This is a genomic window from Colwellia sp. BRX9-1 (assembly GCF_014077195.1).
In the GTDB taxonomy this organism is placed as follows: Bacteria; Pseudomonadota; Gammaproteobacteria; order Enterobacterales; family Alteromonadaceae; genus Colwellia_A.
The window spans coordinates 208,423-223,537 of record NZ_JACGVM010000006.1 but is presented as its reverse complement, the minus strand read 5'-3'; the positions used below and the strand labels follow the sequence as shown (position 1 = coordinate 223,537).

Sequence of the window (15,115 nt, the reverse complement as noted above, 5' to 3'; positions counted from 1 at the left end):
AACTTGCCTCCAAAAAAGGTTGAGTAGCAAGTTAAGTGTGGTTGAAATGCAGTGATATGTCAGGGAGTTGCCACTCCCCGCGAAGCGGTTTAGTTCAACAGCTTATTAGACCGAAAAACTAAGCAATATATAACACTTAGCATTCCTTGTTTATTTAAAGTTACAATCATCATACTTTACAACATAATAACAACACTAACATTTTATTATTATTAAATATTTCAAAAGGTGCAACACCGAATCTTTCGGTATATTGGCAAAAGAACCGAACACCAGCTAAGCTGTATATAACAACAGTAAATGGATTTTATATTATGGACGCTAAATCGCCTTTTTTAATGAGTATCGAAGAGCATATGCGTAACTTAAGATACGCGAAAAGAACCATAGAAACTTATATTCATTGGATAAAGTATTTTATAAATTACTCAAATAAAACTCACCCTGCACTCATGGGGGATATCGAAGTTGAGAGATTTCTCAGTTATTTAGTTAATCAACAAAACGTTTCAACAGCTACCCAGTCACTTGCACTGAATGCATTAGCTTTTTTATACAAAGAAATTTTAAAAAACGAATTAAGTTTAAAGCTAAACTTTAACTTAAGCCGCCGGCCTAGAAAATTACCTGATGTGCTTACACCCACAGAAGTAATGAAACTTCTATCAAAAATACCCTCACAACATCATTTATTAGTAAGCCTCTTATATGGTAGTGGCTTAAGGCTAATGGAGGCTATTCGTTTAAGAGTACAAGATATAGACTTTAATTATCACTGTATCGCAGTTTGGAACGGTAAAGGGAACAAACATCGTCGAGTTACCCTCGCCACTGAGCTTATACCTGAACTGTACCGTCAAATTCAAAGGACTAATAAATATCATACTAGCGATATAGAAAATATTGACTATAAAGGTGTCTGGATTCCAAATGCTCTTAATCGCAAATACCCCAATGCCGCAAAAGAATTCAAGTGGCAATATTTATTTCCTTCTGCTCGATTAAGTATTGAACCAGAATTCAAATATCTTAGTCGGCATCACCTCAATGAAAGTAGTATTCAAAAGTCAGTTAAAAAAGCAGCAAATCAATTGAAGTTAAATAAGGTAATAACTTGTCATACTTTAAGGCATTCATTTGCTACGCATTTATTGCAAAGAGGGGCTGATATAAGAACAGTTCAAGAACAACTAGGGCACAGCGATTTACGTACAACTCAAATTTATACCCATGTACTTGAGCATGGCGCTAATGGTGTTCGAAGCCCTTTATCTGACTTGCTTTAGAGCATAATAATGATATCTAAATATCATTATTAGTACGTAGAGCATCAGCCCATAATTTTAACCATTGTTGAGCCTCTTTTTTCTCTGGAAAATCACGTTTACTATTAACCACTTCTAATAAGGTATTAAAAGCCTCTTTTTCTCGATTAAGCGCTTTGAGGGTTAACGCTAAATGATATTTAATTTCAATTTTAGAGTAATCTAGTGCAAGCGCTTGGCGAAATAGTGGCAGTGCTTTATCAAATTCTTGAGTATGATAATAAATCCAGCCAAGTGTATCGAGGGAATCCGGGTGGTTTTTTGTAATAGCTAAAGACGCTAAACTATGCTTTTCTGCCTCATCATACAAGGCTAAATTCAAAGCAGCAAACGCTGCATTATTATGTAATACGGCTTGTTGTGCATATTTGGTTAACAACAAAATATAAATATCGTAAGCTTTTTTCCACTGCTCATTAATCATATAAATTTCTGCTAGCGAAGAATTCATTAAAAAATTCATCGGCTCTTTGTTCAAATACTTTGTCAATAGCTGAGTTGCTTTGCTATTTCGTTTTTGTGCTTGATACACCAAACTTAAACCAACGACAATATTGTCATGATATTCATCTTGAGGTGGTGTTAATGCTAATGTCTTTTTATAGCTCTTTTCAGCATTATCATATTGGCCAGACAAATAATAAGAATGCGCCAAAATCACCTGTAATTTAGTTGAATAACTTTCTAAAAAATCATTAGCAAGCTTAATCGCTTCAAGAGGTTTTTTCTGTTGATTCAAAAACTGACTTGCCGCCACTAACGGTATCTGCTTATTTTCAGACCAGGCAATAGACTTTTTATAGGCTTCAAGGGCATCATCTGGTTTATTATTTGCTTGGTAAAATTGGGCTATATAAAAATAGACCTTCCCTTTATCACCATCAAATTTTATAGCATTGTTGAAGCTTTGCAGTGCTTTGTCAAAATTGTTTTGTTGCTGATAGTAATTGCCTAGTAATACAAATAAATCAGCCGTTTTTTCATGATTAGATAAATAACTTTCTATTATTTCTATTGCTTCGACGGGTTCGCCTGTCGCCATGTAGCTAAAAGACAATTGTTTAAGTAAGTCTTTATTATTGGGTTCTATATTATAAGCCCTCTTAAACCAAACGATTGACTCTTTAAATTGTCTGGTTTGAGTATAATTCTTCCCTAAAGCGCTAATGAGTTCTTTATTATTTTCTTGTTTTAAAAGTGCTTGCTCTAATAATTCAAACGATGCTTTTATTTTGCCCGTCGCAAGTAGTGTTTCTGCCAAACTAATCAGTGATTTAATGTGTAAAGCGTCGATACTAAGAGCATGTTCGAATGCTTGTTTTGCTTTATTATAATCACCCACTATTTGATAAATAAAACCGAGATGATGAAGGAACTCTTTATTATCTGGTTGTGCTTTAACTAATTTTTCAGCAAGCGCTACCGCTTTAGTCATTTGCCCTGACTTTACATAGGCTTGCACCAATAAAAAACTAATGGTTGACTGATACTCCGATGAAGCGTTGATTGAAAGCAAGGTATCTATGGCCTGTTGATACGCCCCCATATCAATACTATTTTTTGCTAACTGTTGCGAGGCAATCGATGAGTCAGGTAGTAATTCAATAACTTTTTGAAAGTAAAACTTTGCTTTCTCATATTGCTTAAGCTCAGAACTGACCAACCCTAAAAGAGAGATAACTTTAGGGTTATTTTCTTTTTGTAAATTGGCTTTATTCAATACTGACAATGCCGCGGTAAAGTTTTTCATGGCGATGTGAATTGTCGCTGAGAAGGTCATCGCTTTAATATTCAAACGATCAATATTTAAATAATTTTTAATATATTGATCAGCTGCTTCATAATTGTTTTGCTGAAAAGCCACAACACTGGCCAAATAATAATAACTAGGGTTATTATCCAACGTATCATTGTCAAGCGTTGACAATGATTCACTTAATTTTGAAAGTTTTTCCCTAGCATTTGAATTTTCGTCTTCTCTGGTTTCAATCATTGCTGATAAAAACATGGCCTTAGGTTCATTGGGCACAAGTTGAAGCACCGTCAAAATATCTTTTTTTGCGCTCTCGTATTCAATAAACTCTATATATAAACTAGCGCGTAAAATAAGTGCCTGAATATGATTAGGGTTTTCTAATAAAGCGTTATTTATAGCTTTAAAAGCAATATCTAATTCAGCTATATTTTGGTGGATACTCGCTTTTAATATCCAGGCATTCACTGGAGGAAAAAAACCGCTGAGTACATCATCAACATATTTTTGTGCTTCATCATAGCGATAATAATTTAAAGCCACCTGCGCTAAACCTAATTTTGCATCGGTATTAGCCGCATTAAGCAATAACGCTTGTTGGTAACTTTCTGCTGACAATGTTAACTGTCGCAAGCCTAGTTGTGCATGGCCTCTTAAAACAAAAATTTTGGCGGCGAGTATTTCATCTTGCACCTGTTTGTCTAGGTGCTTGATGGTGTCATGGTATTTACCTTGTAGTAAATAAGCTTTCGCAAACAGCAAGAATGTTCGATTTTTGTCTGCCCCTAAATTTTCAGCAAAATTGAGTTCAACTTCTGCAGTAGCCCCTTTGCCAAAAGCAATAAGTACCTCAGCCATTAAAAGCCTTGCCGCTAAATTATTGGGTTCTTTTTGGATTAAGTTTTTAAGATGAATGAGCGCTTCATGATGGCGGTTATCTTTAAAGGCGATATTAGCTTGTTCAAGCACATTTTTATCATCCCCCTGAGCAACTTGCTGAAAAGTTATTAAAAATAAAAATAAAAATATTTTGGGTATAAAAACGTGACGCACCATTAACTTCTCGAACAATTTAAAAGACAAGGATGATTGTGCTTTTTATCAGTAAACATTTCAATATAAAACCATTATCTACTCGTTAATAAGATGAATATTGCGCTTTGCTATTCATGAAAAAGTAAAATATTAGCTTAACTCTGTTGCTCAAGCATAATACACTGTCAGGATATTTTACAATACGCTAGAAAAACAAAATAAAGTTGAGAAATAAAACCAGTAATACCTTGATTTTATTTGGTATTATTTTTTCGGCCCAATTATTGCAATTATTGCAATTAATAGGCATATAAAAATTCATCTTATAACTTGGAAGTTAAGAATGACAATTATCCGTTCTCTTATAAATCAGACGAAATCGCTATTAGTTAGCGCATCATTATTAGTTTTCTCAACTAACGGCTATGCAGCAATGACTCCTGTTTCAGATATAATCAATCATCAAAATGGTTTATCAACCGTTTCAGTGCTAATCCCTTCAAAAAATGAGTGTTCTGGCCCGGATCATTATTTTAGCACGGATAAAGGATTCACTGAATGTGCCATATCAGTCGTCGCTACAGGTAATCCAGACACAGAACGTCATTTTCTAGCCGATGTTATTGCTAAGTTTGATGTTACGAGAGGAGAAAATCTTAATAATGCCATATATGAAGAAAGTAAGGATTATAAAGATAAAATTCAAGCTTCTTATTGGAATTTTACTTCAACTGGCGATTATTCATCGGGCGATTGGACATATAAAAACCCCAATAACTACCCTGATATTCGTTACTGGATGGCAAAGGCAGGTGGAGACAACAGCGGTGCAGGGTTTCGTTTGTTTTGGACCATCGAAACGAGTAAGGCGGAAGCATGTGGTACAGGTGCTGACATCAATACTAACTTAAATTATCAATGTATGAATTTAGCCCAATCTGTTACTACCGGTAGCTGGACAACACCTAATAATGCAAATGGCACTCTAAAAGGTTTATCACATATAACCTTTTTTGGTGGTTTATGTGAAGAGGTAGTTGGTTGTGAACCTGTTAACGTTAGCGTACCAGAGCCTTCTACTTTAGCCATTTTTGCTTTAGGTCTTATAGGCTTAGGTGTTAGACGTAAACAAGCTATGCGAATTAAACAATAAAGTGCTTTGAGTAGAAACTAAACCATTAGTACTAACTTGCCGATATTACCATTCTCCAACATACGTTGATGGGCTTTATCGGCATTTTGCCATTGGTAACAAGTATCAATAACTGGTAATAACTGCCCTGCGCAAAGTAACTTGCCAAAGTCTTCTTTGAAGTTAGCCACTAATTCAGCTTTATAATCATTGCTCCTATTCCTTAACGTTGAAGCTGTAATACTGACTCGCTTTGAAAGCATCTTACCTATGTCAATTTTTTCGCAGTAGCGGCCTTGTAAAATAGACAGAATAACAATTTGACCATCGACTGCGGCGACATTGATATTTCTCTGTAAGTAATCTCCGCCCACCACATCAATAATGACATTAAAGCCATCGGGAACGTTTGCTTTTTTCCATTGTTCAAAAGAATTTTGATGGTAGTTAATCGCAACATCTGCACCTAATTTTAAACACGCTTGGCATTTTTCTTCACTGCCAGCGGTCACAACAACAAAACAGTCTTTCGCTTTGGCAAGTGTAATAGCAGCACAGCCAACACCACTAGCACCAGCATGCATCAACACTGATTGCTTAGGTTGTAACTGGGCAATTGAGAATAGACTTTGGTAGGCCGTTAGAAACGTTTCTGCACAAGCTGCACCTTGTTCAAAAGTAAAGGTAGCAGGCAGATAAAATAACTGGCTAGACTTTATAACAACATATTCTGCGTAACCACCGCCAGCAACCAAACCAAAAACTTTGTCATTGATTTTCCAGTTATTTACCGCCCTACCACAAGCAACAATTTCACCACAAACCTCCAGTCCTAAAATAGTAGACTCGCCTTTAGGGGCGGGGTAATTTCCTTGTCGCTGTAAAATATCGGCTCGGTTAACGCCAATAGCTTTTACACGAATTAAGCATTCATCTGCCGAAAACTCAGGTACGGGTGTTTCAGCAAAAGTTAATTGCTCATCGGTTGTAACGTTAATATATTTCAAGAAAACCTCTAAATTGTAAACGCTTGTTCGTTTTACGGGTAATTATCTACACAGTAGATTAGCTAATCGCGAAAAAGTTATGTTGTTGCCATTTAACTTGTTTTTTCTCCATACTTACCACTTCAGCTTCTGGTGGTCCGTACGCGAGCCATGCTAACATTTTATCTACGTCTTTTTCTTCACCGCACATTAAAATTTCTACATCCCCATCATCCAAATTTTTTGCATAACCACTTAAACCATAATCAATAGCGACTTGTTGGCTAGACGCACGAAAATAAACCCCTTGTACTTTTCCGCTAACATGGGCGATATAACTAACATTCATACTTATTGTTCCTTAACGTAGACTGAAATAACTTAACGTGAAGATTGCACCCGAGCTTAGCATTGACTACACTCTGCGCAATTTCATTTACCAATTCATTAAGTATAGTCACATGTCAGCAAGAATTTATTTAAAAGTAAGCCGAGAGAAGTCTTTATTACGAAAACATCCTTGGATATTTTCTCAAGCGATTAATAAAATCAAGGGAAATCCGATGTTAGGCGATACCGTTGATGTCTTTGATCACAAGGAAAAATGGCTTGCTCGCGGTGCTTACTCGCCAGAATCACAGATTCGAGTTAGAGTTTGGAGCTTTAATGAAAATGAAGAAATTGACAGTGAATTTTTTCGTAAAAAATTAATAAGTGCTCAATCTAGACGTGAATGGTTTATCGAACAAGGCGGTTTAACCGGTTATCGTTTAATTGCTGGTGAATCTGACGGTTTACCCGGTATAACTATTGATAAATACGATAACTTAATTGTTTGCCAACTATTAAGTGCCGGTGCCGACTTTCAACGTTATACCTTAGTTGAAGTGATTAAAGAGCTCTATCCTCAATGTAGCATCTACGAACGCTCTGATGTTGACGTACGTAAAAAAGAAGGATTAGAGCCAATCACAGGTTGGTTAACAGAGCCCCTTGAGTCAACCGCATGTGTGATTAAAGAGCATGGTTTATCGATTAATGTTGATATCGCAAAAGGCCATAAAACAGGTTTTTATTTAGATCAACGTGATTCTCGTGTGACTGCAGGTCGATATGCTAAAAATAAATCAGTCCTTAATTGTTTTTCTTATACCGGAACATTCGCCTTACATTGTGCAGCAAATGACGCTAAAGAAGTCATCAATGTTGATGTTTCTCAATCGGCACTCGACTTAGCCGAAGAAAATATTGCCCTTAATAACCTGCAAGACAAGAATGTTTCTTTTGTTAAAGCCGATGTATTTAAGTTACTCAGACAATATCGCGAAGAAAAACGTCAGTTTGATATGATAATTTTAGACCCACCTAAATTTGTTGAATCAAAAGCACAACTAACCGGTGCATGTCGTGGTTACAAAGACATTAATATGCTTGCTATGCAATTACTCAAGCCAAACGGTATATTACTGACCTTTTCTTGCTCTGGTTTAATGGAAGCAAGCCTATTTCAAAAAGTAGTTGCTGATGCCGCTCTTGATGCTCGTCGCGAGGTGCACTTTGTTGAGCGCTTGCAACAAGCTGGTGATCATCCAATATCGAGTAATTACCCTGAAGGTTATTATTTGAAAGGCTTAGTCTGCCAAGTAAGTTAGTTCACTTTTTGTGACTGTCTTAAAATAAAAAACGAGCACTTAGTGCTCGTTTTTTATTAGTTTGTTTATTGCCTAGTTAATGCTCAGTCTTTAATCTATTTCGGCAATATTAATTCCAATTAAAAAGCACTCTTCACCCTCTTCGGTGACGCGTACTATTTTCCCTGAAACTTCCAACGGTTGAACATTACTGCTCGCAGACCGCACACTAACTTTAACATGGGTATTAAGCTCTAAAGGATGCGTCATTTCAATCGCCATACCCGTCGCACTTAAGTCTCGACAAGTCGCTAATATTTGACTGTTCGCTTCATCGTCGATAATGGTCACGGTTACATCACTATTTAACATCATCCGATAGAAATCTCGTTTATCATCAAAGTTAACCATTACTACTCCATATTATTATTTAAATTTTTATTGTCTCTTTTATACCCATTGTAGTGTTTAGTGTCAAATTTCAAACTTGAATTGTTGATTAAATCGACTTAATCTGCTGAAATTTCTTTCAAATGATTTAAAATTCGCTTTGCAGAGACCGGATAAGCTGTCTTTAAATTTTGCGCAAATATCGAAACACGAAATTCTTCTATCATCCAGCGAACCGCTAAAATGTCATCAACAATAGGCTTGCCTTTGCTCTGTTTGGCAAGCAACGCTAAATAAACATCATTTACTTTCGCAACCTCTAACATTTTCAATCGGTCTTGGTTGGGATCAACCGGCAGCTTTTCCATACGTCTTAACATCGCTTGTAAGTAACGAGCAATATCTTCTAATCGTTGATGACCAGAAGCGGTCACAAAACCTTTGAACACCAGTAAGCCAAGTTGTTCTTTAATGTCGGCTTGTGCTTGAATAACCTCTAAAGACATTCGACCCTTTAGTTTTTTCCCTATTTCATGGGTTAAGGTTAATACTTTTTCTACTTTTAATGCTGACACGAGCACACAGTCGGCAAGTTCAGCACGAACATGGTCTTTAGCTTTTTCAAAATCATTTTGGTTACGTGGTATGTCGCCATGCTCTTTCACCAAGTGCTGGCAAGCAGCGAGTATACAATCGTCTAATAAATCAGGTATTGAACCAAAAGGGTTAAAATATAGGCTTAACTTAGCTTTATTAGGCAATTTTTGTTGTAGATATTTAACTGGAGAAGGTATGTTTAATAAAATTAAACGACTCACACCATTAACCATCGCTTGCTCAGCAAGACTTTCTTGTTCAAATAATTCTATAGCAACCGTTTTATTTTTATCAACTAAGGCTGGAAAAGCTTTTATGGTGATATTAGCAATATTTTTTTCATAGCCTTTGGGAATGTTGTTGAAATCCCAGCTAGTAATTTGTTCACGTTCTATTCCTTTATCAGCCACTTTCTTAATTGATGCTTTTACTTTTCCTTGCAAAGAGGCTTTTAACTGTTCAAGCTTACGGCTTTGATTAATAAGCACACCTTTTTCGTCAATCACCTTAAAATTCATCGTTAGGTGAATGGGCAATTCAACATCTTGCCAAATATCTTCGGGTAAACGCACCCCCGTCATTCTTAATAAATGTTTTTCAACAGCGGCAACTAACTTACCGTCCCCCTCACTAATCGCTGACAAACAAGCTTCTGCGTAGTTAGGAGCCGGCACAAAATTTCGTCGTGAAGATTTAGGTAAGCCTTTGATCAAGGCAATAATAAGTTCTAGTCGCAACGCTGGAATTAACCAATCAAAATCACGATTTTCAATTTGATTCAAAATACCTACAGGAATATGTAAGCTTATCCCATCATCTATATCGCCAGGGGTAAAATGATAACTTAACGGCAAGGTCAAATTACCTTGATGCCAAACATCAGGATAATCGTTGGCCGATAATACTTTAGCCGTTTCGTTTAATAAAAAGGCTTCGGTAAAATTAAGTAACTGTGCATTTTTTTGTTTAGACTTTTTCCACCATGACAAAAAACTACGTTGGCAAATAATGGTTTCTGGTAACTTTTCATCATAGAACTCAACTAAACGTTCTTCATCGACTAAAAAGTCTTTACGGCGAGCTTTTTGCTCTAACTTCTCAATGCTCGCAACCAGTTGGTGATTTTGCTGATAAAATTTTTCATTAAGGGTGCTATCACCATTGACTAATGCTTCACGAATAAATATCTCACGGCAGGTATGAGGTTCAATATGATTGAAGCTGATCTTTCTTTTCGCAACTATGGTCAGGCCATATAGCATCACTTGTTCAAAAGCCATTACCGCACCTTGCTTTTTCTCCCAGTGCGGTTCGCTATAATTGCGCTTAATAAGATGTTCAGCTAAAGGCTCTATCCATTGTGGGTCTATCTTTGCGACCATACGGGCAAACAAACGGCTGGTTTCAACCAATTCAGTTGCCATTATCCACTTAGGTGATTTCTTTGCGACACCCGACCCCGGAAATATGAAGAATCGGCTATTGCGTGCACCTTTATATTCTCTGTTTTCGTCAAGTTGCCCTAAATGACTGAGTAAACCTGACAAAATAGCTTGGTGAATAATATTGTTATTATTACTTTCTACTGGCTCAGTTTTTTTACTTACATCGCTATTATTAGCATCTAACGATGGCGGAGTATATTCAACTCCGCTCATTGGAATGTTTAAATCGCGCAGTGTATGTTTAAGCTGACTAAAAATGTCTTGCCATTCACGAATACGCATATAAGCTAAAAACTCTTTTTTACACATATTTCGAAATTGGTTATTAGTCAGCGCTTTTTGTTGCTGTTGAATGTAGTGCCACAAATTAAGCAAGCTGATAAAGTCAGACTCTTTGTCTTTAAAGCGATTATGTTTTTCATCTGCCGCTTGCTGTTTTTCATGGGGACGTTCACGCGGATCTTGAATACTTACCGCACTAACAATAATAAAAATTTGCTCAATACAGCCCAAATCAATAGCAGACAGAATCATTTTTGATAAACGTGGATCGGTGGGGAATTTTGCTAACATCCGCCCCGCTTTGGTTAATACCACTTTGTTTTGCTGTTTTTCTATCGCTGCTAATTCTTCAAGCAATGAAACACCGTCATTAATATTACGACTGTCCGGTGGCTGAACAAAAGGAAAGTCACTGATTTCGCCGAGATCAAGCGCCAGCATTTGTAAAATAACTGTCGCTAAATTAGTACGTAATATTTCAGGATCAGTAAATTCAGGGCGACCAAGAAAGTCCTCTTCACTGTATAAACGTAAACATACACCCGCTGAAACACGACCACAACGCCCTGCTCTTTGATTAGCACTGGCTTGAGAAATAGCTTCTATAGGCAAACGCTGTACTTTAGTGCGGTAACTGTAACGAGAAATACGCGCGGTACCCGGGTCAATAACATATTTGATACCTGGTACGGTTAAGCTGGTTTCTGCAACGTTAGTGGCGAGCACAATATTACGGCCACTGTGTGGTTTAAAAATTCTATTTTGCTCTTGTACCGTTAACCGTGAATATAAAGGCAACACTTGGGTGTGTCGTAAATTTGCTCTTTCTAAGGCTAATGCGGCGTCTCGTATTTCGCGCTCGCCATTAAGAAAAATAAGAATATCGCCTTGGCTGATATGACCAAGTTCGTCAACGGCTTGCAAAATACCACTAATGATATCGTTACTACTTACTTCTTCTGTTTCATCATTATTGTCGCCATTAAGCGGACGATAGAGGATTTCAACAGGGAATGTTCGCCCCGAGACTTCAATAATAGGCGCGGGTTTGCCGTCTGCTGAAGCAAAATGCTGTGAAAATCTTTCTGGGTCGATGGTTGCCGAAGTAATAATGATTTTTAAATCAGGACGTTTAGGTAATATTTCGCGCAAATACCCCAATAAAAAGTCTATATTTAAACTACGTTCATGCGCTTCATCAATAATAATCGTATCGTATTTTCGCAGTAAACGGTCATGTTGCATTTCTGCCAATAAAATACCGTCGGTCATTAATTTTATATAGCTATTTTCACTCACTAAGTCATTAAAACGGACTTTATAACCAACCGCGTCGCCTAATGTTGTCGATAATTCATCAGCAATACGTGTAGCAACTGTTCGCGCCGCAATACGACGTGGCTGAGTATGACCAATCATGCCGTCGATACCGCGACCTAAAGCAAGACATATTTTTGGAATTTGAGTCGTTTTGCCCGAGCCTGTTTCACCCGCAATAATAATCACTTGGTTTTCAGTTATCGCTTTAGCGATAACGTCAGAATTTTGTGATACCGGCAAATCTTCTGGATAGGTGATTTTTGGAACATTCTGAATTTTACGCTGCTTTTTTTCGATTGACTCATCAATATGGGCAGAAATTTGACTGAGTGATTTTTGCTTTTTGTCACTATCAGTAATTTTCTTACTCGACATTAAGCGCTTTTTCAAACGAAACTGATCAGATTTAAAACACAATCCAAGGCGGCTAAAAAGCTTATCAATGTTAATAACTTGGCTGCGCTGAGATTCAGAAGAGGTAGTAATAGATTTTTCAGAAGACAAGGTTGACCCAAACAAAATAGCAAAAAATAATTTTACCAGCTTTATTAAGTCTGTACCACTTCAATCAAGTGGTACAAATAGACAGTGTGAAATTAACTCAGCTGACTAAGGTTTAAAGGTACTTCGAGTATATTGATCAATACCGTATAGAACATCATTACGACATATAGTACCCAGTAAAATACCATCTTCGTCTACCACTGGATAAACTTTAGGTTTATTCTGTAACATGCTTTGCGCAAGTTCTATGACACTGTCAGAGGGTTTAACTGATAATACTTCTTTGCGCATCAATGCGGCAACATCACTCACATGTTCATTATGATAAATCGTCTGTAGCATTGTTGCTAAAACATCACTTTCAGAGAGAAAACCAATAACACGATTATTACCATCGATCACTGGACCACCAATTTGCTTTGTTTTTAAAAAGCGCAACGCCGCCTCTTCAACCACCATTTCTGAAGTAAAAGTAACTGGATAGTGGTTCATATAGTCTTTTACTTGGATACTCAACATAGTTATTACCTCACTAAAATCAAAAATAAAATGCCCAACCAATAAAAATAACTGTAGACGCTTTTATTTAATAAATCATGAATTTAGTGAAAATAATTTTTTTATTTTTAATAAACATAGCTTGATTAAAGTAAAGACAGTAAAACGGGATCCGGAGAATTTTTTATGGTGTTTGTTAAAGCATGATAGGAAAGTGAAAATTGTTTTCGTAAATGTGATTTTAAATGAGGTTTTACCGCGTTAGGTCTTATCGCTTTAAGCAAACAAAATAGCGCTAAAGCATGCACTGTTTCATTTTCTGGCAATGCCGACTGACGGTTTGCATTAGGATTATTACACGAGCCACAGCCGCCTCTAAATTGATAAGCTGTGTTACTAAATATAATACCAAAGCCCATAAAACAAGCGATAACATCAACGGCTTGAGGAATAAACTCTTTGCCACCTGGTGGTAAACTAGCTTGTTGAACAATCAGGATATTCGCAAGGTTTTGTACAATCGACGAAATAAGATCTTGTGGCTGATTAACTTGATTTTCGCCATAAGAAAGCATGATCGGCTGTTGTTGGAGCTTCGCTGTATCTTCTTCACTTAATTTAGCAAAGGGCGTATTGTCACCACGACAATGGTCAACCATATTAAACGGTGGAATGGTTATTTGCTGAGTACCCGCAAAAAACTGCTCTGGTGTGATCAATATAATGGGCCACTGCTGCATACCAGCATAGGTGGTTGTTTGTTTAAAAATACTCAGTGCCATTTCATGAACACTAGTTACACTACCTTGATAAAATTGATTATTAGGTAATACAAGCTGACTATTGTTTTTAAACTCTGCAACATCAAAATGTGTAAGCGCCCAAGAAAAAGTATCGAGGATCCATTGATGACTATCTTGGTCAATGGCATCACTTACATCAATTTTACTCGCCGGTTTTATAATATTTAATAGTTTAGCTAGCATAACCAATAATTACTCAGTAAGTTGCGGTTCATCAGTTGTTTGAACAGCCGCTTCTTTTCCTTCTAAAAGTGCTCGTTCAGCTTTTGAAACATAACGGGGCTTGTTGCTGGTATGTAATTTAGCATTGGCTTTTTTCTGCTTACTTTTTAACGCGGCATTTATTTTTTTCTTACGATTCATTTTATTTTTCTATATTTAAATTTATAAAGCGTTATTTAAACGCACAGACCCTATCATTAAAATAGGCATTTATTACTTAAGTAATGGATGGTCTTCGGGTAATTGCTTTGCTATCCACATTGCTAATCGATGTTTCATACTAAGCAAGTCTTCACCATCAGCAGGCGAAGCTTGAATAAGCTTGTCGTTAACCAATAGACGGTACAAGCTTTCAACCTTGTCTTTTGAAGCATTGGTGGCAGAAAAACCATTATAACCTCGGTTCATCGCATATTTTTCGCCAACTTCAATCGCTTTTTTTAATAAAGCGGTTTCATTCTTTAACTTTTTAGGTTTTTTCATTGGGCTTCTTTTATTGTGGCTTCACATCAAAGTAAAAGGCATTTAATTTACTGCCATCAAGGTCGATTCGTTATTTATAGCTTGAAAGTAACACTTTGGTAAACTGCTCGGTAGTAATTTCTTTTCCATGTTGAGTGATTAATCCCTCAAGATGAGTAATATCAGCCTCTAACGACGACATAGTCAGTGTATTGTCATCTAATAAATAAAGTTGCTTTAGGCTAGCATAATAAAATTTCAAAATAATTAAGGCATTTTCATCACCATTAACACTCGCTTGTTTAATTTTTTTCAAACGACGATAAATAATATTTTGCGTTTGTTTAAGTTGCCAAACATAATAAATTTCATTAAAAAAGGGGGTGTTTTTTAATTGTCTTAGTATCCCTGCACACGTTAACAATGCCAGAATAACGCCTAAAAAGTTATAACGAAAGTTACTGGTTTGCTGACCCGACTCTATCGCGGTATTCATACTCGCTTGAGCCATGGTATCAAGCGCTAAAGGCTCAGCAAATACCGCAATCAATATACCACCAAAAGCAATGGCTAATATTGCGAAGGTAACAATAAAACCAACAATCACTTGATTAAGCTTACTGCGATAAGCTTTTTTATCTATGTCTTTTAACGTCATGGTACAACTTATTAATGGGTTACTAAAATTAAAACGTTATTCTAACGTAATTTCTTTCAGTAAACCCTATTC

Annotated in this window: 13 protein-coding genes; 3 read left to right on the top strand and 10 right to left on the bottom strand. The window is 36.6% G+C overall.

From position 1 onward, the window contains the following. The first annotated feature begins 314 nt into the window (after positions 1-314). Complete coding sequence (locus H4J76_RS08520) at positions 315-1,286, top strand: integron integrase (protein ID WP_182214389.1); 972 nt, start codon at positions 315-317, stop codon at positions 1,284-1,286. Between the two features lie 16 nt (positions 1,287-1,302). Here H4J76_RS08520 and prsT read toward each other — a convergent pair whose 3' ends face one another. Further along, on the bottom strand, positions 1,303-4,134 hold the full coding sequence (prsT, locus tag H4J76_RS08515; RefSeq protein ID WP_182230423.1) for an XrtA/PEP-CTERM system TPR-repeat protein PrsT: 2,832 nt from the start codon (positions 4,132-4,134) through the stop codon (positions 1,303-1,305). A gap of 322 nt (positions 4,135-4,456) precedes the next feature. On the opposite strand from prsT, the gene H4J76_RS08510 reads away from it, so the two are divergent. Then, complete coding sequence (locus H4J76_RS08510) at positions 4,457-5,266, top strand: PEP-CTERM sorting domain-containing protein (protein ID WP_182230422.1); 810 nt, start codon at positions 4,457-4,459, stop codon at positions 5,264-5,266. Positions 5,267-5,283: 17 nt separating this feature from the next. Here H4J76_RS08510 and H4J76_RS08505 read toward each other — a convergent pair whose 3' ends face one another. Both H4J76_RS08505 and H4J76_RS08500 read right to left on the bottom strand, forming a co-directional pair. Beyond that, on the bottom strand, positions 5,284-6,252 hold the full coding sequence (locus H4J76_RS08505) for an NAD(P)H-quinone oxidoreductase (RefSeq protein ID WP_182230421.1): 969 nt from the start codon (positions 6,250-6,252) through the stop codon (positions 5,284-5,286). 58 nt (positions 6,253-6,310) lie between these two features. Beyond that, complete coding sequence (locus H4J76_RS08500; RefSeq protein ID WP_182230420.1) at positions 6,311-6,580, bottom strand: acylphosphatase; 270 nt, start codon at positions 6,578-6,580, stop codon at positions 6,311-6,313. Between the two features lie 112 nt (positions 6,581-6,692). Between H4J76_RS08500 and H4J76_RS08495 the strand changes: the two genes are divergently transcribed. Further along, positions 6,693-7,883: a class I SAM-dependent methyltransferase gene (locus H4J76_RS08495; RefSeq protein WP_070376725.1), complete on the top strand. Its 1,191-nt coding sequence runs from the start codon at positions 6,693-6,695 to the stop codon at positions 7,881-7,883. A gap of 90 nt (positions 7,884-7,973) precedes the next feature. Here H4J76_RS08495 and H4J76_RS08490 read toward each other — a convergent pair whose 3' ends face one another. The 7 genes from H4J76_RS08490 to H4J76_RS08460 form a co-directional block, all read right to left on the bottom strand. Then, positions 7,974-8,273 carry a PilZ domain-containing protein gene (locus H4J76_RS08490; RefSeq protein WP_070376724.1) on the bottom strand — a complete coding sequence of 100 codons (300 nt, stop codon included), beginning with the start codon at positions 8,271-8,273 and terminating at the stop codon, positions 7,974-7,976. A 98-nt stretch (positions 8,274-8,371) separates the two neighbouring features. After that, a complete protein-coding gene (gene hrpA / locus H4J76_RS08485) occupies positions 8,372-12,271 on the bottom strand; it encodes an ATP-dependent RNA helicase HrpA (RefSeq protein ID WP_404842531.1) in 3,900 nt (1,299 codons plus the stop codon). Positions 12,272-12,505: 234 nt separating this feature from the next. Continuing rightward, positions 12,506-12,919 (bottom strand): CBS domain-containing protein, encoded by a 414-nt coding sequence (locus H4J76_RS08480; RefSeq protein ID WP_070376723.1) that lies wholly within the window; start codon positions 12,917-12,919, stop codon positions 12,506-12,508. Between the two features lie 125 nt (positions 12,920-13,044). Next, the gene (locus H4J76_RS08475) at positions 13,045-13,884 is read right to left on the bottom strand and encodes a hypothetical protein (protein WP_083278094.1); all 840 of its coding nucleotides are present in this window, start codon (positions 13,882-13,884) and stop codon (positions 13,045-13,047) included. A gap of 9 nt (positions 13,885-13,893) precedes the next feature. After that, the gene (locus H4J76_RS08470) at positions 13,894-14,064 is read right to left on the bottom strand and encodes a DUF2986 domain-containing protein (protein ID WP_070376722.1); all 171 of its coding nucleotides are present in this window, start codon (positions 14,062-14,064) and stop codon (positions 13,894-13,896) included. Positions 14,065-14,136: 72 nt separating this feature from the next. Beyond that, the gene (locus tag H4J76_RS08465) at positions 14,137-14,406 is read right to left on the bottom strand and encodes a DUF5062 family protein (protein WP_070376721.1); all 270 of its coding nucleotides are present in this window, start codon (positions 14,404-14,406) and stop codon (positions 14,137-14,139) included. Positions 14,407-14,476: 70 nt separating this feature from the next. Continuing rightward, positions 14,477-15,043, bottom strand: coding sequence for a DUF3087 family protein (locus H4J76_RS08460; protein ID WP_182222127.1), 567 nt, complete (start codon positions 15,041-15,043; stop codon positions 14,477-14,479). Positions 15,044-15,115: the final 72 nt, after the last annotated feature.